The sequence below is a fragment of the Rhodoferax ferrireducens genome, from assembly GCF_049302455.1.
GTDB lineage: Bacteria > Pseudomonadota > Gammaproteobacteria > Burkholderiales > Burkholderiaceae_C > Rhodoferax > Rhodoferax ferrireducens_B.
Genome location: NZ_JBAQMD010000103.1, coordinates 13,689 through 36,313 on the forward strand (window position 1 = coordinate 13,689; position 22,625 = coordinate 36,313).

A 22,625-nucleotide genomic window follows, 5' to 3' on the forward strand; every position below is an offset into this window, starting at 1 on the left:
CCCTCTTTTAACCGTCGGTTCAGCCCTTTTGACCTAAATCCACCATGTACCAATACACCGACTTTGACCGTCAATTTGTTCATCAACGCGCCGCGCAGTACCGCGACCAGCTTGAACGCAACCTGAGCGGTCAGCTCAGCGACGATGATTTCCGACCGCTGCGACTGCAAAACGGCTGGTATGTGCAGCGCTACGCGCCGATGCTGCGTGTGGCGGTGCCGTATGGCGAGCTGGCCAGTCGGCAACTGCGCGTGCTGGCTCGCATTGCGCGCGAGTTTGACCAACCCAGTGCGCAGGTTTATGAGACCGCCACCACGACCCAGGGCGCGCTGGGCACGCTGCATTTGCCCACCGGTTACGGCCACTTCACGACCCGCCAGAACGTGCAGTTCAACTGGATCCCGCTGGATAAAAGTGCCGATGTGATGGAACTGCTGGCCAGCGTGGACATGCACGGCATCCAGACCAGCGGCAATTGCATTCGCAACATCACCAGCGACGCGCTGGCCGGTGTGGCTGTTGACGAGGACATCGACCCGCGCCCGTATTGCGAAATCATGCGCCAGTGGAGCACGCTGCACCCCGAGTTTGCGTTTTTGCCGCGGAAGTTCAAGATTGCGGTCTCGGGCGCACGGGAGGACCGCGCGGCCACCGCCTGGCACGACATCGGCTTACACCTGCTGCGCAATGCCGACGGCCAGATCGGCTTCAAGGTGCAAGTGGGGGGCGGCATGGGCCGCACACCGGTCATTGCCAGCACCATCCGTTCCTTTTTGCCTTGGAACGAAATTCTGAACTTTCTGGAAGCCGTGGTGCGCGTCTATAACCGCTGGGGCCGACGCGACAACCTGTACAAGGCGCGCATCAAGATTCTGGTCAAGGCCGAGGGCCAGCGCTTCATCGACGAGGTCGAAGCCGAGTACCAGGACATCCTGACCCACGACGGCGCGCCGCACACGATTCCGCAAGCCGAGCTGGACCGGGTTTCAGCATCATTCAGGCCGCCAGCCCTTGTTCAGCAAGGACGAGCAGCTATTAAAAAAGAAGCGACTGAATGGTCGGACAAAGATGCCAACGAGTACCAACGCTGGCTCAAGCAAAACGTGGCACCGCACCAGAACCCCGCTTTGCGCGCCGTCACCCTGTCGTTCAAGCGCCTGGGTCAGGCCCCGGGCGACGCCAGCGCCGATCAGTTGGACACCGCCGCTGATCTGGCGGACCGGTTCAGCGCCGGTGAAGTGCGCGTCACGCACCAGCAGAACCTGCTGCTGCCCTGGGTACGCGCCGACCAGTTGCCCGCGCTGTGGCAGGCGGCCCGTGAAGCCGGTCTGGCCAAAGCCAACATCGGGCTGCTGACCGACATGATTGCCTGCCCCGGCGGCGACTTGTGCGCGCTGGCCAACGCTCGGTCCATTCCCGTGGCCGCGGCGATCAGCGAGCGCTTCCAGGACCTCGACGAGCTGTTTGACCTGGGCCAGATTGACCTGCACATCAGCGGCTGCATCAACTCCTGCGGTCACCATCACAGCGGTCACATCGGCATTTTGGGGGTCGACAAAGATGGGCGCGAGTGGTACCAGGTGTCGCTCGGCGGCTCGGACGGTAGCTCACTGTCTGGCGCCGCTGTGCCGGGCAAGGTGATTGGGCCGTCATTTGCGGCGTCTGAAGTGACCGATGTGGTGGAGGCGTTGCTGGACACCTACCGCCTGCACCGTTTGCCTGGTGAGCGTTTTATCGCCACCGTGCGGCGCCTCGGGCTGGAGCCGTTTCGCGCTGCCGCCAACCAAGTGCGCAGCGAGACCGGCAACAGCGGCAAAGAACTCCATATTCATCTGGCCACGGCCGATGCCTTGACCGATTGAGATTAAATCCGTATGCAAAATACTCTTAAATTGATAGCTGCTAACGCTTATTCGACGGGGGCTACAGGCCTGAATGTCATAAATTTGGCGAACGATGCCGATCCGCGCACCGTGGCGCTGGCTGGGGTGGACCGCGTTGAGCTGAACTTCCCCAAGTTCACCGATGGCCGCGCCTTTAGCCAGGCCTTGTTGCTGCGCCGCCGTTTAGGCTTCAAGGGCGAGATTATTGCCCTAGGGGACGTGCTGATCGACCAAGTGCTGCAAATGCAGCGCAGCGGCTTTGATACCGCCGTGCTGCGCGCTGACCAGGACATCGAGCAGGCGCAGCGTCAGCTTGAGCGCTTCAGCGGCTTCTACCAGGGCGATGCGCAGCGAGCGCCCCTGTTCGCGGCTGCAACGGGCGTGCCTGCCAGCGTCAAAAACACCGAAGGAGTTGCTGCATGAGCGCCATTGATCTCAACGCCCGCGCCTCAAGCAACTTTGAAGCCAAACTGCTTGAGACAACTGCGCTGCTGCAACAGGCCGCGCGTGACTATGCACCGCTGAGCGCAGGTACTGCGCCGCGTGTCACGCTGGCTTGCAGTCTGGGCGCCGAAGACATGGTGATTGCACACCTGATCAACAGCTTGCAGCTCGACATCGGCATTTTTGTGCTGGAGACGGGCATGCTGCACACCGAGACGCTTGACTTGCTGGCTCGCCTCAAAGCCTCGTCACGCGCCCCGGTGGAGGTCTTCACCCCGGCCACCGAGGCGGTCGTGCAATTTGTGGCGCGCGAAGGCAAGGAGGCGATGTACAAAAGCATCGAACTGCGCAAAGCCTGCTGCAACATCCGCAAGATGGAACCTTTGAACCGCGCCCTCACAGGCAAAGCCGCCTGGATCACCGGCCTGCGCCGCGAGCAGTCCGGCGCGCGCGCGGACGTGCCCCTGATCGACACCTCAGATGCCACCCGCGTCAAGCTCAACCCGCTGGCCAACTGGACCTGGGGTGACGTCTGGCATTTCATCGCCGTCAACAAGATTGACTACAACCCGCTGCACGACCAGTTTTACCCCAGCATCGGCTGCGCGCCCTGCACCCGGGCCATCAGCCTGGGCGAAGATTTTCGCGCCGGGCGCTGGTGGTGGGAAGACGAGACAGCCAAAGAATGCGGCCTGCATGTCAAAGCCAGCCCGCTGCCAGAAAAGGCCCCCACATGAATGCCCCGATACTTTCCAACCTGCTGCAACCCATGACGCACCACCCCCGCCCTGACCATCTCAGCAACGCCCACCTCGATGCGCTGGAGGAAGAAACCATCTTCATCCTGCGAGAGGTGGCGGCCGCCTTTGAGCGCCCGACCTTGCTGTTCTCCGGCGGCAAAGACTCGCTGGTGATGCTCAAGTGCGCTGAAAAAGCCTTTATGGACAGCAAAACCGGCGGCCACATTCCCTACCCGCTGCTGATGATCGACACCGGCCACAACTTCCATGAGGTCACTGATTTCCGTGACGCCCGGGCCAAAGAGCTGGGCGCCGAGCTGATTGTGCGCAGCGTCGAAGACTCGATGGCGCGTGGCACCGTGCGGCTGGCGCATCCGGGCGAAAGCCGCAACGTGCACCAGTCGGTCACGCTGCTCGAAGCCATTGAAGAATTCCGCTTTGATGCGCTGATTGGCGGGGCCCGGCGTGACGAAGAAAAGGCGCGCGCCAAGGAGCGCATCTTCAGCCACCGCGACAGTTTTGGTCAGTGGCAACCGAAAGAGCAACGCCCCGAGCTGTGGACGCTGTTCAACACCCGCCTGCACCCGGGTGAACACTTCCGGGTGTTCCCGATCAGCAACTGGACCGAGCTCGATGTGTGGCAGTACATTGCCCGTGAACGGGTCGCCCTGCCCTCGCTTTATTACACGCACCAACGTGCGGTGGTGGAGCGCAAAGGCCTGCTGGTGCCGGTGACCGACTTGACCCCGGCCAAGCCGGGTGAGCAAGTGGAAACACGCAACGTGCGGTTTCGCACCGTGGGCGACATCACCTGCACCTGCCCAGTGGAGAGCCTGGCCGCGACGCCTGACGACATCGTGATCGAAACCCTGGCCGCCGATGTGAGCGAGCGCGGCGCGACCCGCATGGATGACAAAACCTCTGAGGCTTCGATGGAGAAGCGCAAGAAAGACGGATACTTCTGATGGACACAATGACCGCATTCACTATTCCCAAGGATGAGCCAACCACCGTTCGGGCTGAGCCTGTCGAAGCCAACCCTTCGACAAGCTCAGGGCGAACGGATTTTGTTTCTGCCCTCAGATTCATCACCTGCGGCAGCGTCGATGACGGCAAAAGTACGCTGATTGGCCGCCTCTTGATCGACAGCCGCTCGGTGCTGCTGGACCAACTGGCCAACGTCTCCAAGAGCGGCGAGGCGGACCTGGCGCAGTTCACCGACGGCCTGTCGGCCGAGCGCGAACAAGGCATCACCATCGACGTGGCCTACCGTTACTTCAACACGGCCAATCGCAAATTCATCATTGGCGATGCCCCCGGCCACGAGCAATACACCCGCAACATGGTCACCGCCGCCAGCAGCGCCGATGCCGCCGTGGTGCTGGTGGATGCCACCAAACTGCAATGGCAAAGCCCCAACCTGGAGTTGCTGCCGCAGACCCGCCGCCATTCGCTGCTGGCCCACTTGCTGCGCGTCAACAGCATCGTGTTTGCCGTCAACAAGCTCGATGCGCTGGAAGACACGGCCAAGCCCGAGACGGCGGGCCAGGCCGCACTGGCGTTTGCCAATATCAGCCACGCGCTGGAAGCTTTTGCGCAAGCCGCTGGCATTGAGGTGGCGGCGATCGTGCCGATTTCTGCGCTCAAGGGCCACAACGTGGTGGAGGCGGCCGAGGGCTGGTGCGGCTACAGCGGCCCGAGTCTGCTCGACATTCTGGAATTGTTGCCCGTGACCCCGGCGGATACCGCCTTGCCGTTGGCGTTTCCGGTGCAATGGGTCGAAAAATTCTCATCCAGCAGCGACACCTCCCAGGGTCGGCGTGTTTTTTGGGGCCGTGTCGCCACCGGTTTTGCCCGCGTCGGGCAAACCGTCAAGCTGTTGCCCAGCGGCCAGAGCGCCTGCATTGCGCAGGTGCTGGGCCACACACGCCAACCCGCCGCGGTGGCCGCCGGGCACAGCGCCGGCATTGTGCTGGACCGTGAGGTCGATGTGTCGCGCGGCGACTGGCTGCTGGCGGTTGAACCTGCGCCAACAGATACCCCGATGGCCGAGGATGATTTCGACACCGTGCCAGCCAGCGCCAGCCTGGCACCCAGCCGCGAACTCAAGGTCACCGTTGCCTGGATGGACGACGAGCCGCTGGTCGCGGGTCGCGTTTATTGGGCGCTGCATGGGCACCGCTGGGTCAAAGCCCGGGTCAAGCGCATCGTGCACAAGCTGGACATCAACACCCTGGTCGAAGAAGCCGCCACGGCGCTGGCCGCGAATGCCATCGGCCATGTCGAGCTGCTGCTGCAAGAACCGATAGCGGCACGACCCTTTAGCCAGTCCCGGGTGCTGGGTGCGCTGGTGTTGGTGGACACGGCCTCGCACAAAACCTCGGGCGCGGTGTTGATCAATTGACTCCGTTCAAGTAATCCCATGGCCTGCAAGGTCAATCTGGATAAATCGATCTTGAAACCCAATAAAATCACTGCTTTTCACCCACCTTGTCGAAAAACACAACATGACACATACCGTCACTGAAGCCTGTATCAAATGCAAGTACACCGATTGCGTTGATGTCTGTCCCGTGGACTGCTTTCGCGAGGGCCCCAATTTTTTGACCATTGACCCCGATGAGTGCATTGACTGCGCCGTCTGCATTCCCGAATGCCCGGTCAACGCCATCTACGCCGAAGAAGACGTGCCCAAAGATCAGCAGCACATGACCAAAATCAACGCTGAGCTGGCCAAGTTACCAGGCTGGAAAACCATCACCAAGCGCAAGCCCGCGCTGCCTGAGGCCGAGGAGTGGAAAGACAAGACCGGCAAGCTGCCGTATCTGATTCGTTGACCCGCCGGTGCGCAACCATCAAGACCCCCTAGAGACCGACGCCGTGATCGTCGGTGCCGGCCCGGTCGGGCTGTTTCAGGTGTTTGAACTCGGCCTGCTCGAAATCAAGGCCCATGTGGTCGATTCGCTGGCCTACCCCGGCGGCCAATGCGTTGAGCTCTATCCGGACAAACCGATTTATGACATTCCGGCGGTGCCGGTCTGTACCGGCCGGGAGCTGACGCAGAACCTGCTGAAACAGATTGCGCCGTTTGGTGCCACCTTTCACTACGGGCAGGAAGTCACGGTGGTGGAAAAACAAAACGACGGACGTTTTTTTGTGGAAACCTCCAAGGGCACACGCTTCCTGAGCAAAACCATCTTCATTGCTGCAGGCGTGGGCGCCTTCCAGCCGCGCACCCTCAAAGTTGACGGCCTGGAGGTGTTTGAAGACTCGCAATTGTTTTACCGCGTGCGCAACCCGGCCGATTTTGCGGACAAGAATCTGGTCATCGTCGGTGGCGGCGATTCCGCCCTCGACTGGGCCCTGGACTTTGTCAAGGACGGCCCCAACAAAGCCGCCAGCGTGATCCTGATCCATCGTCGCGACGGCTTCAAGGCGGCGCCGGCGAGTGTAGCCAAGATGCGCGAACTGTGCGACGCGCTGGAGATGCAGTTCATCGTGGGTCAAGTCACCGGCTTTGAAGCCCAGGACAGCCTGCTGACCGGCATCAAAGTCACCGGTGCTGACGGCGTCACCCGTGTCGTGCCACTCGATGTGTTGCTGGTATTTTTTGGTTTGTCGCCCAAACTCGGCCCCATTGCCGAGTGGGGTCTGGACATCGAGCGCAAACAGCTCAAGGTGGACACCGAGAAGTTTTCCACCAGCGAGCCCGGTATTTTTGCCGTCGGCGATATCAACATTTATCCCGGCAAAAAGAAACTGATCTTGAGTGGCTTTCATGAATGCGCACTCGCCGCCTTTGGCGCCATGCCGATCATTTCGCCCGAGAAGAAGGTCTTTTTGCAGTACACCACCACCAGTCCGAAGCTGCACAAAGTGTTGGGGGTCGAGTCGCCGGTGTTTGACTGAGTAGAATCTGCATCGCGCTCTTTCGCTGGAGCGCATTTCGCTAGGGGTGTTGCCAGGCTTTCAATGAAAGCGGGTGACTGAGAAAGTCCCTTTGAACCTGACTGAGGTAATCCTCGCGCAGGGAAGCAAGTCTGAACACCGGTGTCACCGCCTTCTCTGCTGACACAACTGCGTTTTCAGATTCGGCCAACCTGCCAACTTTTTTGCATGGAGCAAATAGATGGCAAATACAAACTTAACTGACAACGTCAACCAGGCTTTAACGCCAGTGGGGACCACTGGGCGGGTCTTCACCTGGCATGACCACGCCTCACTCTGGTTCAGCCTGGGCGTGGGCCTGCTGGTGATGCAGGTCGGCGCTTACCTGGTGCCGGCCGTGGGCAGCCGTGATGCGGCTATTGCCATTGTGCTGGGATCGCTGCTGGGCGCCGGCCTGCTGGCCTGGACGGCCAAGCTGGGTTGCGACAGCGGCCTGTCCAGCGCCGGGCTGATGCACGCCACCTATGGCAGTTACTTTGCACGTTTGCCGGTGCTGTTGAACCTGGCCCAGCTCATTGGCTGGACCACCTTTGAACTGGTGGTGATGCGCGACGGCACAGCCGCCATTGGCCAACAATCGTTGGGCCTGTCGCTGGAGGGCACGGGCGGCATCGTCGTCACCACGCTGTTGTGGGGTGCGGTGCTGACGCTGCTGCTGGCAGGCTCCATGACGCAGCTGGTGCGAAAAGTCATCAGCCGGGTCGGCCTGCCGCTGGTGATTGCGTCGCTGTTGTGGCTGACCTGGCAGTTTGGCGGCCAACTGCACAGCAAGGGGCTTGAAGCGTTTTGGACCAGAGAGGGCGATGGCAGCATGGGCATGCTCTCGGCGATGGACCTGGTCATCGCCATGCCGGTGTCATGGCTACCCTTGGTGGCCGACTATGCGCGCTACGGCAAGTCAGGCCGCAGCGCCCTGAGCGGCACCTGGCTCGGCTACGCGCTGGCCAACATCTGGTGTTACGCACTCGGCGTGATGGTGGTCAGTGTGGCGCAGCCCGATGTCAATCTGGTCAGTGCCCTGCTGCTGGCACAAGGCGGGCTGATCGCGCTGAGCCTGATCCTGGTGGATGAAATTGACAACGCCTATGGCGATGTGTACTCGGGCGCGGTGTCGGCGCACAGCATCAAGTCGTCATGGACGGTGCGGCAATGGGGGCTCGGGCTGGCGTTGCTGTGCACGGGCCTGGCGCTGGTGTTGCCGATGCACAGTCTGGAGCCGTTTTTGTTGTTGTTGAGCTCGGTTTTTGTGCCGCTGTACGGGGTTATTCTGGGGCGCCTGAGCGGTGTTTCAGTGCGCTTGCAACCAATGCAGCGCAAGGTGGACTTCAGTGCAGCTTTGCTGTGGCTGGCTGGCATTGCGGTTTATCACTTGCTAGCGAAATGGGCGCCGCAATGGGGTGCTGCCTTACCCACGCTGGCACTGACCTTTGGCTTGGCCTGGTTGACACGCGCCAACGTGTCTATGAATCAATTGGGAGAACCCGCATGAACATCGTTATTTTGGGTGCCGGTCTGATGGGGCGCTTGCTCGCGTGTGAATTGGCCCGTGCGGGTCACCAGCTTGAATTATTTGATGCGGGTGGCCCCGAGGCGCTGAACTCGGCGGCCCGTGCCGCGGCAGCCATGTTGGCACCGCTGGCGGAGTCGGCCGTCGCCGAGGACCCGGTGGTGAAAATGGGCGTGTACGGGCTCGGCCGCTGGCCTACGCTGATTGCGCAACTCGATGAGCCGGTGTTCTTTCAGCAGCAGGGCACGATGGTGGTCTGGCATCGGCAAGATGTGGCTGAGGCAACACGCTTTTCACGCCAGCTTGATGCCACGGCGCAACGCCTGCCAACGCTGCCCATCGCGCAGCCGCTGGATGCGGCGGGCATCGCACGGTTGGAGCCCAGTCTGGGTGCACATTTTTCACAAGGCCTCTACCTGCCGGGCGAAGGCCAGTTGGACAACCACCAGTTGCTCGCCGCCACGCTGCATCAACTCCAGCGACTGCAGGTGACGATTCACTGGAACAGTCCACGCGCCCTCAGCGACTTCTCCCCGGGGCAGCCGGGGCAGCCCGACTGGGTATTTGACTGCCGGGGCTTGGGTGCGCACCCACAGTGGTCCGCGTTGCGTGGCGTGCGCGGCGAGATCATCACGCTGCTGGCGCCGCACGTGAAACTGTCGCGCCCCACGCGACTGCTCCATCCGCGCTACCCGATCTACATCGCGCCCAAACAAGACGGCTATTTTCTGGTCGGCGCCACCGAAATTGAGTCCGATGACCTCTCGCCGATGAGCGTGCGCTCAGCGCTGGAGCTGCTCGGCGCCGCCTATACGGTGGACAGTGGTTTTGCCGAGGCGCGCATTGTGGAATTGGTCGCCCAGTGCCGCCCAGCCTTGCCCGACAACCTGCCCTGCATCCGCCAGTTGGGCCCGCGCGTGATGCAGATCAACGGCCTCTATCGCCATGGCTACCTGATGGCCCCGGCCCTGCTGGATGTGGCGCTGGAACTGTTTGAAACCGGAGCATCGCCGCTGGCGAACGATTTTGCCCTGTCGATCCACCAATTGCCATGAACGTCATCATCAACCAGACCCGGCACACTCTCGCTGAGGGTGCCACACTGGCCGATGCGATTGAATTGCTGCAAGCGCGGGCGCCTTTTGCGGCGGCCGTGAACCTGCAGTTTGTGCCCCAAACCCGCTACAGCCAAACCCGACTGCAGCACGACGACCGGATCGACATCATTGCACCGGTCACTGGCGGATAGGGTTCCCGGAACGTTTTAGAAAATTTTCACCATGTCAATAAACTCCCTGAATTCAAGCGCAGATACCCCCAGCGCCGATCCATTGCTGTTGTACGGCCAGCGCTTTAACAGCCGCTTGTTGCTGGGCACTTCCCGTTACCCCTCGCCACGCATTCTGGAGGCGGCGCTGCGCCTAGCCCAGCCGGCCATGCTCACCGCGTCACTGCGGCGACAAAACGTCAGCGACCCGGCTACACCGAACCGGTTTTGGGAACTGCTAAGAACACTGGGTACGCCGGTACTGCCCAACACCGCCGGTTGCCACAGCGTGCAGGAGGTCATCACGACCGCGCAGATGGCACGCGAGGTGTTTGAGACGCCCTGGATCAAGCTCGAACTCATTGGCGACGACTACACCTTGCAGCCTGACACCCTGAATCTGGTGCAGGCGGCAAGCCAGCTGATCAAGGAAGGCTTCAACGTACTGCCGTACTGCACGGAAGACCTGGTACTGTGCCAGCGCCTGGTGGACGCAGGTTGCCAGGCCATCATGCCGTGGGCGGCGCCGATTGGCACCGGCAAAGGCCCCATCAACGCCTATGCGCTGCGCACCCTGCGTGAGCGCCTGAGCGTACCCATGATCGTGGACGCCGGTTTGGGTCTGCCATCACACGCTTGCCAGGTGATGGAATGGGGTTTTGACGGCGTTCTGCTCAACACCGCCGTGGCCCTGGCGCAAGACCCGGTGGCCATGGCAGGTGCTTTTGCCGCTGCCACCCAGGCGGGACGCACTGCATTTTTGAGCGGCGCCATGCCCGAACAGCAGGCGGCGCAACCCAGCACCCCCGTGCTGGGCACACCCTTTTGGCATCAGCTTGGAGCCGCTACATGACCCAGCATGACAGCATGGTGCAGACCATCGTCACGGCCCACGCCGATCTCGCTTTGGCGCCTGGCGCCGGCACATCGCAGCGCGCAGCCACCGCCACCTTCACCTGTGATGCAGCGGTTTACCGCGCCGCCAAAAGCGCCTGCCTGGCGCTGGGTTTCATTGAGGCGGATGCCGAGTGCGTGGCACTGGCCTGGCAAAACCAGACTGATCGCACCGGGCATTTTGACGTGACGGCCTGGCCCGACCAGCCGGAGGATTTCAGTCTGCAGGCCTGGCCGCGCTCAACTGCGTTTGCGGCCTGCCCGCGTCAATTGGGCCTGTACGCGGTCCTGCCCGATGCGGCCTGGGTGGGGCGTATGGCACGCGCTGGTGTGTCCACCGTTCAACTGCGCTTCAAATCCGATGACACCGTGGTCATTGCCCGTGAAGTACGCGCTGCGGTGATGGCGGTCAAAGGCACGAATGCCCGGCTTTTTATCAACGACCATTGGCAAGCCGCCATCGATGCCGGGGCCTATGGCGTGCATCTGGGGCAGGAGGACATGGTCGAAGCAGACCTGGAAAAGATCAGGGCGGCGGGCCTGCGTTTGGGTCTGAGCAGTCACGGTTACGCCGAGATGCTGCGGGCCGATCACTACAGTCCGAGCTACATCGCCATGGGTGCGGTGTTCGCCACCACGCTTAAACGCATGCAGACACCACCACAAGGCCTGGCACGACTAGGTGCTTATGCCCGGCTGATGCGTGACTATCCGAAAGTAGCGATTGGGGGAATTGACGCCGGCAAACTGCTGGACGTGCTGAACTGCGGCGTGGGATCGATTGCGGTGGTGCGTGCCCTGGTGGCCGCTGAAAATCCTGAGGTCATGGCAAATAGTCTGCAAGCCAAGATCAACGCCAAGCTCTCGGCCATGGCGCCTGAGCCCGCGCTTTGAGATGCAGGGCGTTGCGCGCAGGCGCCGTGGAACAATCGATTCGGCAGCTTATTTCAGGCTCAGAACCCACTCTGCCAGTTTTCTGGCTTCCGCTTCGTTGACCTGCGTATTGGCCGGCATCGGCACCGCACCCCAGACGCCAGAGCCGCCCTTCATGATTTTTGTTGCCAGCTTGCCCGCCGCGTCTTTTTGACCGGCGTATTTCTTCGCAACATCCTGATACGCCGGACCCACCAATTTTTTGTCGACGGTATGACAGGCCAGACAATTCTTGGATTTGGCAAGCGCCAGATCGGCCCATGCAGGAAGAGTTACCGCAACGGCGGCAATTAAAGCGAGAATGGAATGTTTAATCATTGACACCTTATCGGTTGGCTTAAAGCTGATAAACGCCATTGTATTGATTGGCGTTGACACTCACCGCCGTAATGACATGCAACAAATGACAGGATTTTGATATGTATTTATTGGGACTGGGGCTGGCTTTTCTCGTCATGAAGTATCTGGCGCTCGGCCCAGTGGCGGCATGGAATTGGTGGGTTGTACTGGCCCCGTTTGGCCTGGCCGTGCTCTGGTGGGCATGGGCTGACAACTCCGGCTATACAAAAAAGAAAGCGATGGAACGTGAAAATAGTCGCAGGCAGGATCGAATTGACAGAAACCGGGAAAACATGGGAACTTCCACCAAGAAGAACCGGCGTTAAGGGCTCAAGCAGTGAGCAGAGCCGCTCAAAAAAGCATCAAGATTTACGCGCTCGCATGGCAATCGGTGCGTAGCCATGGTTAAGCGGGCCACTGCCCTTGCCAGTACGCACCTGTGCACCCGCCTGCAAGGCCTCGCGCACAAAGTTCCGGGCCTGTTGCACGGCATCGGGCAGTGAAGCGCCCAGGGCCAAATAGGCCGCGATGGCCGACGACAAGGTGCAGCCGGTGCCGTGGGTGTTGGGACTGTCAATGCGTGGTGCCTCCATCCAGAGTTTTTCACCGCCAGCGCTCAGCAGCAAGTCCATCACGGTGTGGCCCGGCAAGTGACCCCCTTTGAGCAAAACGGCGCGCGCGCCTTTGGCCAGCAAGTCAAGTGCCGCCCGCTCCATGTCTTGCTTTGAGCCCAGGGGGTAGCCCACCAGCAGCGCGGCCTCATCCAGGTTGGGGGTGATCACTGCGGCGCGGCCAAATAGCTCGCGCACCAGCACCTCGATCGCTGCGTCGTCAATCAACACCGCCCCACTGGTGGCCACCATCACCGGGTCGAACACCACATGCTGCATGGCATGCCGGTCAATCGCCTGGGCGACCGTTTGCACGATTTCCGGCGAGTGCAACATGCCGATCTTGACCGCATCAGCGCCGATGTCTTCCATCACGGCGTCAATCTGGTCGCGCAGCATCTGCGGCGGCACGGCATGGATCGCGCGCACGCCGCAGGTGTTTTGCGCCGTGAGCGCTGTAATGGCGGTCATGCCGTAGCAACCCAGCGCCGAAAATGTTTTCAAATCAGCCTGTATGCCCGCGCCACCACCGCTGTCCGAGCCTGCAATGGAAAGAACCCGGGGGTACTCAAATTTGTATATACCAGTCGTCATCAATTAGTCCTCGCTTGTCGGGTCTCGATCAGACCGCGTCGATGAGTTGTCTCAGCCTGAGCGCCGCCACACAGGGGTCTTGCGCCGCACACAGCGCGCTGACCACCGCCAGCCCATCGGCACCGGCCAATAGCACCTCGCGCGCGTTGTCAACATGAATGCCCCCAATCGCCACCAAGGGTGCGGTTGTCGCCTGCCGGACCTGGCGCAAGCCTTCCAGTCCCCACGGTGGCAAGGTATCGGTTTTGGTGGGTGTGGCAAAGATCGGGCTGACACCCAAATAATCCACCGGCAGCTCGGCACTGCGCGCAACGTCTTCCAGGGTCTCAACCGACCAGCCGATGAAGACCTCGGGTGGTAACAGCCGGCGCGCCTGCGTCACCGGCATATCGCTCTGCCCCAGATGCACACCCTGCGCGCCACAGGCCAGCGCAACGTCAATCCGGTCATTGATGACGAGTGGAATGCCATGCGGCGCGAGCAGATCCTTCAATGCCAGCGCCTGGGCTACAAAATCACGGGTATTGAGTTGTTTCTCGCGCAGCTGCACACAGGTGACGCCGCCTTGCACCGCCGCGGCCACCACATCAGCCAGCGTACGGCCACCGGCGCAGAACTGGTCGGTGACCAGATACAAACGCAGTGCCTGCAAGCGCACGCCGTGTGCCAAGGTGCTGGTGCCTACCACTGAGCGACTTCGAGTTTCAGCCGCTGCTCAAAAGTGCTCTGGTCAAGCAGCTGTAGCTCGTCCAACAAAGCCATTTGCAAGCTGCCCACTCCCCTGCCACGTGCGATCACCTTTTCAGCCGCCACTTCACCCACCACGCCCAGCAAGGCCATCGCGGCCACTGTGGCGCGCCAGGCATCGGGCTGCACGGCACAAAAAGCGCCAATGAGTGCGGTGGCCGAGCACCCCACGCCGGTGATACGGGTCATCCACGCATGCCCGTTGGACAGTTGCGCCCAACGGTGGCTGGCATCCAGAATATGGTCGATTTGCCCACTGACGCAAACGACGCCCCGGGTCCGCTGGACCAACGACTGGGCCGCACCCAGCGCATCGGTGGCGGCGGCGCTGCTGTCCACACCGCGGGTCTGTGCGGCGGAGCCTGCCACGCTCATGATCTCCGAGCCGTTGCCCCGCACCACCGTCGGCAAGGACGTCATCAAAAGCTGTTCAATGGATTCGTTTCGGTACTTGGTGGCGCCTGCCCCCACTGGGTCCAGCACCACGGGAATGCCGCGCTTGGCGGCAGCGCGTAGCGCCAACTGCATGCTCTCGATCCAGTACGGGTCCAGCGTGCCAATATTGAGCACCAGAGCCTGGGCAATGCCCACCATGTCAGCCACCTCTTCATGCGCGTGCGCCATGACCGGTGACGCCCCGGCCGCCAACAGCACATTGGCATTGAAATTGATCACGACCAGGTTGGTGATGCTGTGCACAAGAGGAGAGCGTTCGCGCACCGCGCAGACATCAGACCAAAGATCAGAGAATGAAAGTTTTGCGGCCATGTGGTTCCTGAAAAAAGAAGACATGGGCCAGACTGGCGAGGAAGGAAAAAATGAAGCTTCCCTACGCTGGTACGACCCAGATCAGGTTCAAAGAGTATGTCTCAGTCACCCACAGGCGACACCTCTAGCAAGAGCGGATTATCCCCGAATTTATCGCCGATTTGACGACATCCATGAGCCGCTGCCGCAGCCCTGTCAGCCCATTAACTTCAGGCGGGGGCCGGAACCAGAAAATCGCGGCTGATACTGACACCCAGGTCGTTCACGCGGTCCAGAAACTGCGTCAAGAAGGCATGCAGTCCGGTCGCCAGAATTTCATCAATACGCCCATACTGAAGACTGGCCCGCAGCTTGCCCGCCCGGCGCTGGGTTTCGCCCGATTGCTCACTGCCCACCAACTCCAGATTGCTAACCACTTCGTTCATGCTGGCGTGCAGCGAGCGCGGCATGTCGGCCCGCAAAATCAACAGTTCGGCCACACGTTCGGGCTTGATGATGTCACGGTACACCTTGCGATAGACCTCAAAACCCGACACGCTGCGCAAAATCGCGCTCCAGTGGTAGAAGTCGTACTCCGTCGCCTTGCCGTTGGACGCATCAGAAGGGTCGCTTTGCAGCGCATGAAACTTCACATCCACCAGCCGCGCCGTGTTGTCGGCGCGCTCCAGAAAAGTACCCAGCCGCATGAAGTGCAGCGCTTCGTCCATCAGCATGGTGCCCACCGTGACGCCGCGCGACAGGTGCGAACGGAACTTGACCCATTCAAAAAACTGACCCGGATCGCGTTCAAACTCGCCCGACTTGATCATGCGTTTGACCTCCAGCCAAGTCTGGTTCTGCGTCTCCCACACTTCGGTGGTGAGCGTGCCGCGCACCGCGCGCGCATTTTCGCGCGCCGCACTCAGGCACGAGACGATGCTCGATGGATTGCTGTCGTCCTTGACCATGAAATCCATCACGTTGCGAACATTGATCCCGCCATGGGTTTGGGTGTAGCTCGGCAGCAACTCACTGATACTCAGCAAGCCTTTCCAGCCCACCTGCGCCGCAGCACTGGATTGGGGCAAGAGCGAGGTCTGGTAATTCACATCCAGCATGCGGGCCGTGTTCTCGGCCCGTTCGGTATAACGCGACATCCAGAACAGGTGATCGGCAGTGCGTGACAGCATGAAATTTCTCCTTGTGCTCAAGACGACCTGGTTTGAGATTGAGTCTGGGTCTGCGTGGCGGTCGACGCCCCGGACGGTGTTGGCAAAGCGGCGGCGCGGGGCGTTTCGTCAGTCTCCAGAACCCAGGTATCTTTTGTACCCCCGCCTTGTGACGAATTGACGACCAGCGAGCCCTCTTTCAGCGCCACGCGGGTCAAGCCGCCGGGCACCATCTGCACCGTCTTGCCGCTCAGAACATAGGGGCGCAAATCGACGTGGCGCGGCGCAATGCCACTCTCCACAAAAGTGGGGCAGCTCGACAGGCTGAGTGTCGGCTGCGCAATGTAGCCACTCGGGTTAGCCAGCACCGCTTTGCGGAAAACTTCGATTTCGGCGCTGGTGGCGGCCGGTCCGACCAGCATGCCATAGCCACCGGCCCCATGGACCTCTTTGACCACCAGCTCTTTCATGTGGGCCAGCGTATAGGCCAGATCGTCCTTGTTGCGGCACATGTAGGTGGGCACGTTGTTGAGGATCGGTTTTTCACCCAGATAGAACTCGATCATCTTGGGCACATAGGGGTAGATCGATTTGTCATCGGCCACGCCGGTGCCGACCGCATTGCAAATGGTCACATGGCCCGCGCGGTACACGTCCAGCAGGCCGGCGCACCCCAGGGTTGAGGTGGACCGGAACACCGTGGGGTCCAGAAAGTCGTCATCCACCCGTCGATAGATCACATCCACCCGCAGCGGGCCGCGCGTGGTGCGCATGTAGACAAAGTTGTCCTTCACCAGCAGGTCTTGCCCTTCGACCAGTTCCACCCCCATTTGCTGCGCCAGAAACGCGTGTTCAAAATAGGCACTGTTGTGCATGCCCGGGGTCAGCACCACCACCGTGGGCTCGGCCGTGGTGGCGGGGCTGCTGTCACGCAGGGTTTCCAACAGCAAATCGGGGTAATGCGCAATCGGCGCCACGCGGTGCGCGTTGAACAGCGCAGGAAACAGCCGCATCATCATCTTGCGGTCTTCCAGCATATAGCTCACGCCACTGGGCACACGCAGATTGTCTTCCAGCACGTAGTACGCACCCTCCCCTGCGGCATCGGGCGCGCGCACGATGTCGATGCCCGAAATGTGCGAATAGATGTTGTTGGGCACATCCACGCCCACCATCTCGGCGCGAAACTGGGCGTTGTGCTCGAGCTGTTCACGTGGCAGCACCCCAGCCTTGATGATCTCCTGCTCATGGTAGACGTCGTGCAAAAAACGATTCAGGGCGGTGACACGCTGCACCAGTCCACGCTCCAGAAAAGCCCAGTCCTGGGCGGCAATGATGCGGGGGATCAGGTCAAACGGGATCAGGCGCTCGGTGCCGGCACCCTCTTCGTCTTTTTCGCCATAAACGGCAAAGGTGATGCCGACGCGGCGGAAGATCATCTCAGCCTCTTCACGCCGCTTGGCCATCATGTCGCCGGGCTGGCGCGCCAGCCACTCGTCATAGATCTTGTAGTGGTCCCGAATCTGCGCCCCTTTCGTAAAAAACTGGTAGGGCAGCTGGGTATACATCTCGTCGAATTTCTGCATAAACTTGATCGCTCCTGCTTCTAGCTTAGCAAGGTTTGCGCCAATCCAACTTGGTGCACTGGTCTGATTGTTACTTTTTTGTCAACGCTTGGTCTGAGTGAATGGGGAAGACAAGCCCTTGCACCAGCCCAAAGAACCAGCAAACCTCAAACCCAATCACATTCGCAAGTGAAGTGACGCAGGTACTGAGGCTGCTTGGTGATCCGCACCCCGCGGATGCTGGCCGCCTTCTGCTTGACCTCGTCAATCACCTCGGCGGCGTAATCGAAGTGGCTCTGCGTGTACATGCGCCGCGGAAAGGCCAGCCGCACCAGTTCCATGCTGTGGTAGGTCTCGCTGCCATCAAGCAGCCGCTTGCCGAACATCACGGAGCCGATTTCAACCCCGCGAATGCCACCCTCCAGATACAGCGCATTGCACAACGCCCAGGCCGGGTAATGTTGAATGGGCATGTTAGGCAGCACCGTTTTGGCATCGATGTAAACCGCGTGGCCGCCGGTGGGTTTGACAAATCCCACGCCCGAGGCTTGCAGCCGCTCGCCCAGGTACTCTGCCGTGCGCAGGCGGTAACGCAGGTAGTCTTCCTGCATGCCTTCTTCCAGCCCCACAGCCAGCGCTTCCAGATCACGCCCGGCCAGCCCGCCGTAAGTGGGAAAGCCTTCGGTCATGATCAGCACGTTGCGCACGGCGTCCATCCACTCTTCGCTGCGCAGCACGATGAAGCCGCCGATATTGACCATGCCGTCTTTTTTGGCACTCATGGTGGCCCCGTCGGCATAACTGAACATCTCCTGCACGATTTGCTTGATGGGTGTATTTTCGTACCCCGGCTCGCGCATCTTGATGAACATGGCGTTTTCCGAGAAGCGGCAAACGTCCATGATCAAGGGTTTGCCGTAGGCTTTGAGCAGCTTGGCATAAGCGCGGATATTGGCCATGGACACCGGCTGGCCGCCACCGGTGTTGTTGGTCACGGTGATCATGCCAAACGGGATGCGCGCGGCATCAAGCTTGAGCAGCGCCTCGACCCTGGCCAGATCGATATTGCCCTTGAACGGGTAAATCAGCGCGGGCTGCAAGCCCTCCGGAATGACCAGATCGACCGCCTCGACACCGAGGTATTCCAGATTGGCGCGGGTGGTATCGAAGTGGCTGTTGTTGGGCACCAGATCGCCTTTTTTGCAGACGGCGGTGAACAACACTTTTTCGGCCGCGCGCCCCTGGTGCGTCGGCACAAAGTGCTGCATGCCGGTGATGTCCTGGATCACGGCCTCTAACCGGTAGAAGCTGCGCGCCCCGGCGTAGCTTTCGTCGCCCTCCATGATGGCGCCCCATTGTTTGGAGGACATGGCGCCGGTGCCGGAATCGGTCAGCCAGTCGATCAGTACGTCTTCGGCGCGCAGCTTGAAAACATTGAGCTTGGCGGCTGCCAGCAGCCGCTCGCGCTCGGGTCGGGTGGTCATACGGATGGGCTCGACGCTTTTGATGCGAAACGGTTCAATCAGGGTTTTGGGCATGGTGCATGACAAGTTAGGAATGAAGGTGCAAAGTTATCACCGCCGAAATCAGCGTGGTGTCGGGTATTCCCAACAGATTGCAAAATTTCGTACTTACGGCAGACGATGCTGCCAATAGCGCAAAGCCTCTGATCGCTGGCATCGCAGCTCTTGCGGCAGAGCCGACCGCCAGGTCGCAGCACCACAATGGGGCGAATCGATCACCTGAATGTGACGCTCCTGGTAGCGCACCAAAACAGACGCCGCCGGGTGGCCAAAGCGGTTGCGGTAGCCGGCCTGCACCAGCGCAGCCCGCGGCTGCACCGCGTCCAGAAACGCCGCGCTGCTGGAGAATCTACTGCCGTGATGCGGTACCAGCAACACATCGGACTTCAGATTACCCCCCTCGGTCACAAGCCGGGATTCCTGCGCCTGCTCAATATCACCCACCAGCAGCGCCGACTGGACGCCATTGGACAGGCGCAGCACGCAGCTCATGGCGTTGCTCTTGCGCACCGCGCCGTAGTCAGCGGCCTGCGGGTGCAGCACCTCAAAATCAACACCGTCCCAGCGCCAGCGCTGCCCGCTAACGCAACGCGTGACCGGGTGCACCACCTGCAGCTCGTGCGTGTCCTCAATCGAACTGAGCACCGTCGCCTGCGGCTGCATCGCCAACAGCGCCAGCGCGCCACCGGTGTGGTCGCTGTCGCGGTGACTCAGCAGCAAGGTATCGAGCCGCACATCGAGTGCGCGTAAGAGAGGCACCAGCACCCGGTGACCCGCATCACTCTCACGGCTAAAGCGCGGCCCGGCGTCATACAGCAAGGCATGGTGGGCGGTGCGCACCAGCACGGCATTGCCCTGCCCGATGTCGGCGGCCAGCAGCTCAAACTGGCCCACCGGCGGTCGCGGCGCCTGCCACAGCAACACCGGCAGCATCAAGGGCAGGCCCAGCAGCCGCAGACTCCAGGGCAACTGCATGACCAGCACCGCGCCGCCGATGACACCGGCCACGCCTGCCCACAGCGGCGCTTGCGCCACGGTGATCGTTGCAAAGGACAAGGCCGCCAACATTTGTAGATACCAGGTCAAGGCGGCAATGGCCCACGCCGCCACATCCCACAGCGGCGCCACCGCCACGCCCGCCATCGCCAGCGGCGTCACCACCAGCGTGACCCAGGGGATGGCCAGCGCATTGGCCACCAGCCCCACCACCGAAACCTGTCCAAACAGCAGCAGCGTCAAGGGCGTCAGCGCCAGTGTGATCACCCCTTGCTCCCGAAGTATTGAGGCAAATCGGCCTCCAGCCCCCGTTCTTACTGCATGAGTAGCTCCTGAATCAGAAGCAAACAGGATGCCAACGGCAACAAAGCTGAGCCAAAACCCGGCCTGCAACAGCGCCCACGGGTCCACCGCCACCACCACCGCGCAGGTCAGCAGCCAAACGTGCGGCCAGGGCCAACGCTTGCCGCTCAGGCGCAGCAAACCCACGGTGGCGAGCATCAGCACGGTGCGCTGCGAGGGCACACCCCAGCCGCTGAACAGGGCATAGGCCGCCGCCAGCAACACGCCGCCGACCAGGGCCGCACTGGGCGCCGGCAGCCACAGGCACAAACGATTGGAGCGCCGCCACAACCAGCCCACCACCAGCGCGGCAAGCCAGGCAAACATGGTGACGTGCAAGCCTGAAATACTCATCAGATGCGCCACGCCCGTAGCCCGGAACACATCCCAGTCCGCGCGGTCGATGGCGTTTTGGTCGCCCACCACCAGGGCGGCGATCAGTCCGGCATATTGACGATCCTCGACCTGCCCAACTATCTGCTCGCGCACCAGTTGGCGAGCCAGTTCCACCGGATGCCGATGCGTTTGGGCCAGCCGTTGCGGCGTCGGGTCTTTGGGCCCGGCGCGCACATAGCCGGTGGCCTGCAAGCCCTGCTCCCACAGCCAGAGCTCGAAGTCATGGCCAAAGGGGTTGCTGGCGCCATGTGGTGCCTTCAGGCGCACGGTGAATTGCCAGCGCTCGCCGGCCTGCAGGGCGGCGGGCTGGCGCTGCAGTTCATCCACCAGATCTGCATCACCGCCGGCAAAACGGTCGGCATACCAGGCCAGATAGAGGCGGGGCGGCAGGCGAACGGTTTGCCCCTGTTGTTGCGCCGACTCCACGTCCAGGCGAAAACGCAAACCGGTCTCGCTACGCTGTGGCATGGCGGCAATGACGCCGCTCACCGCCACGTCGCGCCCTTCCAGGCTGGCGTCCAGCGCCTGGCCCGCATAGATCGAAGCGCGCAGCCCGGTGACACCAAAGGCCAGCACCGCCAGAGCCAGTGCCATCAACGCGCTGCGATAGATATTTGCTACTAATTTAGTAGCTACTAGTGCATATAACACGGGGGCTAGAAGCACAAATGATGCATAAACAGGCCAAGCCAACAAGGTCGGCTGATGCAACTGCCAGGCGGTGCCCGTCACAAAACCCAACAAGGCCGGAAAAATCAGCCGCGCACGGGTGGTGCTGTGGGTCGGGGCTGCGTGCATGGCGCCGATGCTAACCCGCCCTACATCGACAGCGAACCGTCCCGGAACTCCGTCTTGTCGAGCCAGACGTTCACCAGCACCGGTTTGCCGCTGTGCGCCAGCGCGCGGGCGCGGGCCAGGGCGGCGGGCAGCTCCATCATGGTTTTCACCACGATACCTTCGGCGCCAAAGCCGGCGGCCACCGCGTGGTAGTCGGTGCGGGCCAGCACGGTGGCCACGTCGTCGTGCAGCATCTTGACCTGCTCACGGGCAATCTGGGTCCAGCCGGCGTCGTTGCCCACCAGCGCAATCACCGGGATACCGTGGCGCACAAAGGTGTCGAACTCCACCAGACCATAACCACAGGCGCCGTCACCCAGGATGATCCAGACTTCGCTGCCCGGGCGCGCCAGTGCGGCACCGAGTGCAAAGCCGGCCCCAACGCCCAGGGTGCCGAAGGCGCCGGGGTCGAGCCAGCTGAGCGGCGTGCGCGGGTGCAGCACATAGGAGGCCGTGGCCACGAAGTCGCCGCCGTCGGCCACCAGCAGGGCGTTGCCGCCCAGCTCTTTCTCCAGCGTGCGAAACAGCGCAATCGGGTTGACGAACTCGCCGCTGGCTTGGGCCTGCTGATCGATTTCGAGCTCGCGTTCGCCGTCACGGCCGCGCAGTTGCGCGATCCAGCCGGCCAGGCGGTCCGTTGATCCTGCAGCTTCGACCCCTTCGACAGAGCTCAGGGCAGGCGGCTCAGCCCGAACGGAAGAAGAAGGCTCGGCCCGAACTGGTGCGGCGGGCGCGGGTAAAAAAGCCTGCGCCAGCGCTTGCAGGAACAGGCCGGCGTCGCCAATGGCGGCAATGTCGGGTTTGCGGTTCAGGCGCGCGTCCTTGGCGCTGCGGTTGGCGGCGATCAGCGTGGCGCTGCGCCGCACATGTTTGCCGTAATCGAGCCGGAAGTCGCAAGGCACACCCGCCAGCAGCACGCAATCGGCCTCGCGCAGGGCCTGGCGGCGCTGGTGGCGCATCTGCAGCGGGTGGTCGCGCCCCAGCAAGCCGCGCGCCATGCCTGACAAATAGACCGGAATACCGAGCCTGGCCACGGCCTCGGCCAGATGATCAGCTTGTTTTGAGAGCACCAGCGCCTGGCTGCCGATCACCAGCAGCGGCCGCTCGGCCTTGGCCAGCGCCGCCCGCGCCGCCTGCAGGCGG

At 61.7% G+C, this 22,625-nt stretch carries 22 protein-coding genes and 2 riboswitches; of the genes, 13 read left to right on the top strand and 9 right to left on the bottom strand.

Translation table 11 applies throughout. The annotated features are described in order from the left end of the window. Positions 1-44: 44 nt before the first annotated feature. From WA157_RS17420 to WA157_RS17475, 12 genes are all read left to right on the top strand, one after another. Complete coding sequence (locus WA157_RS17420) at positions 45-1,862, top strand: nitrite/sulfite reductase (protein ID WP_422622166.1); 1,818 nt, start codon at positions 45-47, stop codon at positions 1,860-1,862. Between the two features lie 12 nt (positions 1,863-1,874). Continuing rightward, entirely contained in the window at positions 1,875-2,306 is a 432-nt protein-coding gene (locus WA157_RS17425; protein WP_422622167.1) for a DUF934 domain-containing protein, read from the top strand. After that, positions 2,303-3,064, top strand: coding sequence for a phosphoadenylyl-sulfate reductase (locus WA157_RS17430; RefSeq protein ID WP_422622168.1), 762 nt, complete (start codon positions 2,303-2,305; stop codon positions 3,062-3,064). Before WA157_RS17425 ends, WA157_RS17430 begins: the two co-directional genes overlap by 4 nt. Then, positions 3,061-4,032, top strand: a complete 972-nt coding sequence (gene cysD, locus WA157_RS17435; RefSeq protein ID WP_422622169.1) for a sulfate adenylyltransferase subunit CysD — start codon at positions 3,061-3,063, stop codon at positions 4,030-4,032. The genes WA157_RS17430 and cysD overlap by 4 nt, the downstream gene beginning before the upstream one ends. 8 nt (positions 4,033-4,040) lie before the next feature. Then, the gene (locus WA157_RS17440) at positions 4,041-5,471 is read left to right on the top strand and encodes a sulfate adenylyltransferase subunit 1 (RefSeq protein ID WP_422622170.1); all 1,431 of its coding nucleotides are present in this window, start codon (positions 4,041-4,043) and stop codon (positions 5,469-5,471) included. Between the two features lie 103 nt (positions 5,472-5,574). Next, positions 5,575-5,904, top strand: coding sequence for a ferredoxin FdxA (gene fdxA, locus WA157_RS17445; protein ID WP_011464746.1), 330 nt, complete (start codon positions 5,575-5,577; stop codon positions 5,902-5,904). A 7-nt stretch (positions 5,905-5,911) separates the two neighbouring features. Further along, positions 5,912-6,976: an NAD(P)/FAD-dependent oxidoreductase gene (locus tag WA157_RS17450; protein WP_422622171.1), complete on the top strand. Its 1,065-nt coding sequence runs from the start codon at positions 5,912-5,914 to the stop codon at positions 6,974-6,976. Positions 6,977-7,008: 32 nt separating this feature from the next. Further along, positions 7,009-7,117: riboswitch (TPP riboswitch) on the top strand. Positions 7,118-7,196: 79 nt separating this feature from the next. After that, positions 7,197-8,504, top strand: a complete 1,308-nt coding sequence (locus WA157_RS17455; protein WP_422622172.1) for a purine-cytosine permease family protein — start codon at positions 7,197-7,199, stop codon at positions 8,502-8,504. Further along, positions 8,501-9,577 (top strand): FAD-dependent oxidoreductase, encoded by a 1,077-nt coding sequence (locus tag WA157_RS17460; RefSeq protein WP_422622173.1) that lies wholly within the window; start codon positions 8,501-8,503, stop codon positions 9,575-9,577. Before WA157_RS17455 ends, WA157_RS17460 begins: the two co-directional genes overlap by 4 nt. Further along, complete coding sequence (gene thiS / locus WA157_RS17465; protein ID WP_422622174.1) at positions 9,574-9,771, top strand: sulfur carrier protein ThiS; 198 nt, start codon at positions 9,574-9,576, stop codon at positions 9,769-9,771. The genes WA157_RS17460 and thiS overlap by 4 nt, the downstream gene beginning before the upstream one ends. Before the next feature lie 31 nt (positions 9,772-9,802). Further along, positions 9,803-10,642, top strand: coding sequence for a thiazole synthase (locus tag WA157_RS17470; protein ID WP_422622175.1), 840 nt, complete (start codon positions 9,803-9,805; stop codon positions 10,640-10,642). Continuing rightward, a complete protein-coding gene (locus WA157_RS17475; RefSeq protein WP_422622176.1) occupies positions 10,639-11,577 on the top strand; it encodes a thiamine phosphate synthase in 939 nt (312 codons plus the stop codon). The genes WA157_RS17470 and WA157_RS17475 overlap by 4 nt, the downstream gene beginning before the upstream one ends. Positions 11,578-11,625: 48 nt before the next feature. Here WA157_RS17475 and WA157_RS17480 read toward each other — a convergent pair whose 3' ends face one another. Next, positions 11,626-11,934, bottom strand: coding sequence for a c-type cytochrome (locus WA157_RS17480; protein WP_422622177.1), 309 nt, complete (start codon positions 11,932-11,934; stop codon positions 11,626-11,628). A 101-nt stretch (positions 11,935-12,035) separates the two neighbouring features. On the opposite strand from WA157_RS17480, the gene WA157_RS17485 reads away from it, so the two are divergent. Beyond that, positions 12,036-12,281 (top strand): TIGR04438 family Trp-rich protein, encoded by a 246-nt coding sequence (locus tag WA157_RS17485; protein ID WP_422622178.1) that lies wholly within the window; start codon positions 12,036-12,038, stop codon positions 12,279-12,281. A gap of 36 nt (positions 12,282-12,317) precedes the next feature. On the opposite strand, the gene thiD is transcribed toward WA157_RS17485, so the two are convergent. From thiD to WA157_RS17525, 8 genes are all read right to left on the bottom strand, one after another. Next, the gene (gene thiD, locus WA157_RS17490) at positions 12,318-13,160 is read right to left on the bottom strand and encodes a bifunctional hydroxymethylpyrimidine kinase/phosphomethylpyrimidine kinase (protein ID WP_422622179.1); all 843 of its coding nucleotides are present in this window, start codon (positions 13,158-13,160) and stop codon (positions 12,318-12,320) included. A 28-nt stretch (positions 13,161-13,188) separates the two neighbouring features. Further along, on the bottom strand, positions 13,189-13,848 hold the full coding sequence (thiE, locus tag WA157_RS17495; protein ID WP_422622180.1) for a thiamine phosphate synthase: 660 nt from the start codon (positions 13,846-13,848) through the stop codon (positions 13,189-13,191). Then, positions 13,842-14,675, bottom strand: coding sequence for a hydroxyethylthiazole kinase (gene thiM, locus WA157_RS17500; protein ID WP_422622181.1), 834 nt, complete (start codon positions 14,673-14,675; stop codon positions 13,842-13,844). The genes thiE and thiM overlap by 7 nt, the downstream gene beginning before the upstream one ends. A 41-nt stretch (positions 14,676-14,716) precedes the next feature. After that, a riboswitch (TPP riboswitch) is annotated at positions 14,717-14,811 on the bottom strand. A 73-nt stretch (positions 14,812-14,884) separates the two neighbouring features. Beyond that, complete coding sequence (locus WA157_RS17505) at positions 14,885-15,844, bottom strand: alpha-E domain-containing protein (RefSeq protein WP_422622182.1); 960 nt, start codon at positions 15,842-15,844, stop codon at positions 14,885-14,887. 17 nt (positions 15,845-15,861) lie between these two features. Then, complete coding sequence (locus WA157_RS17510; protein ID WP_422622183.1) at positions 15,862-17,409, bottom strand: circularly permuted type 2 ATP-grasp protein; 1,548 nt, start codon at positions 17,407-17,409, stop codon at positions 15,862-15,864. A 146-nt stretch (positions 17,410-17,555) separates the two neighbouring features. Further along, the gene (locus WA157_RS17515) at positions 17,556-18,926 is read right to left on the bottom strand and encodes a tryptophanase (RefSeq protein ID WP_422622184.1); all 1,371 of its coding nucleotides are present in this window, start codon (positions 18,924-18,926) and stop codon (positions 17,556-17,558) included. Positions 18,927-19,019: 93 nt separating this feature from the next. Next, positions 19,020-21,443, bottom strand: coding sequence for a DNA internalization-related competence protein ComEC/Rec2 (locus tag WA157_RS17520; protein WP_422622185.1), 2,424 nt, complete (start codon positions 21,441-21,443; stop codon positions 19,020-19,022). A 20-nt stretch (positions 21,444-21,463) separates the two neighbouring features. Then, positions 21,464-22,625: thiamine pyrophosphate-dependent enzyme (locus WA157_RS17525; protein ID WP_422622186.1), on the bottom strand; the 1,162-nt coding region annotated here is incomplete at its 5' end.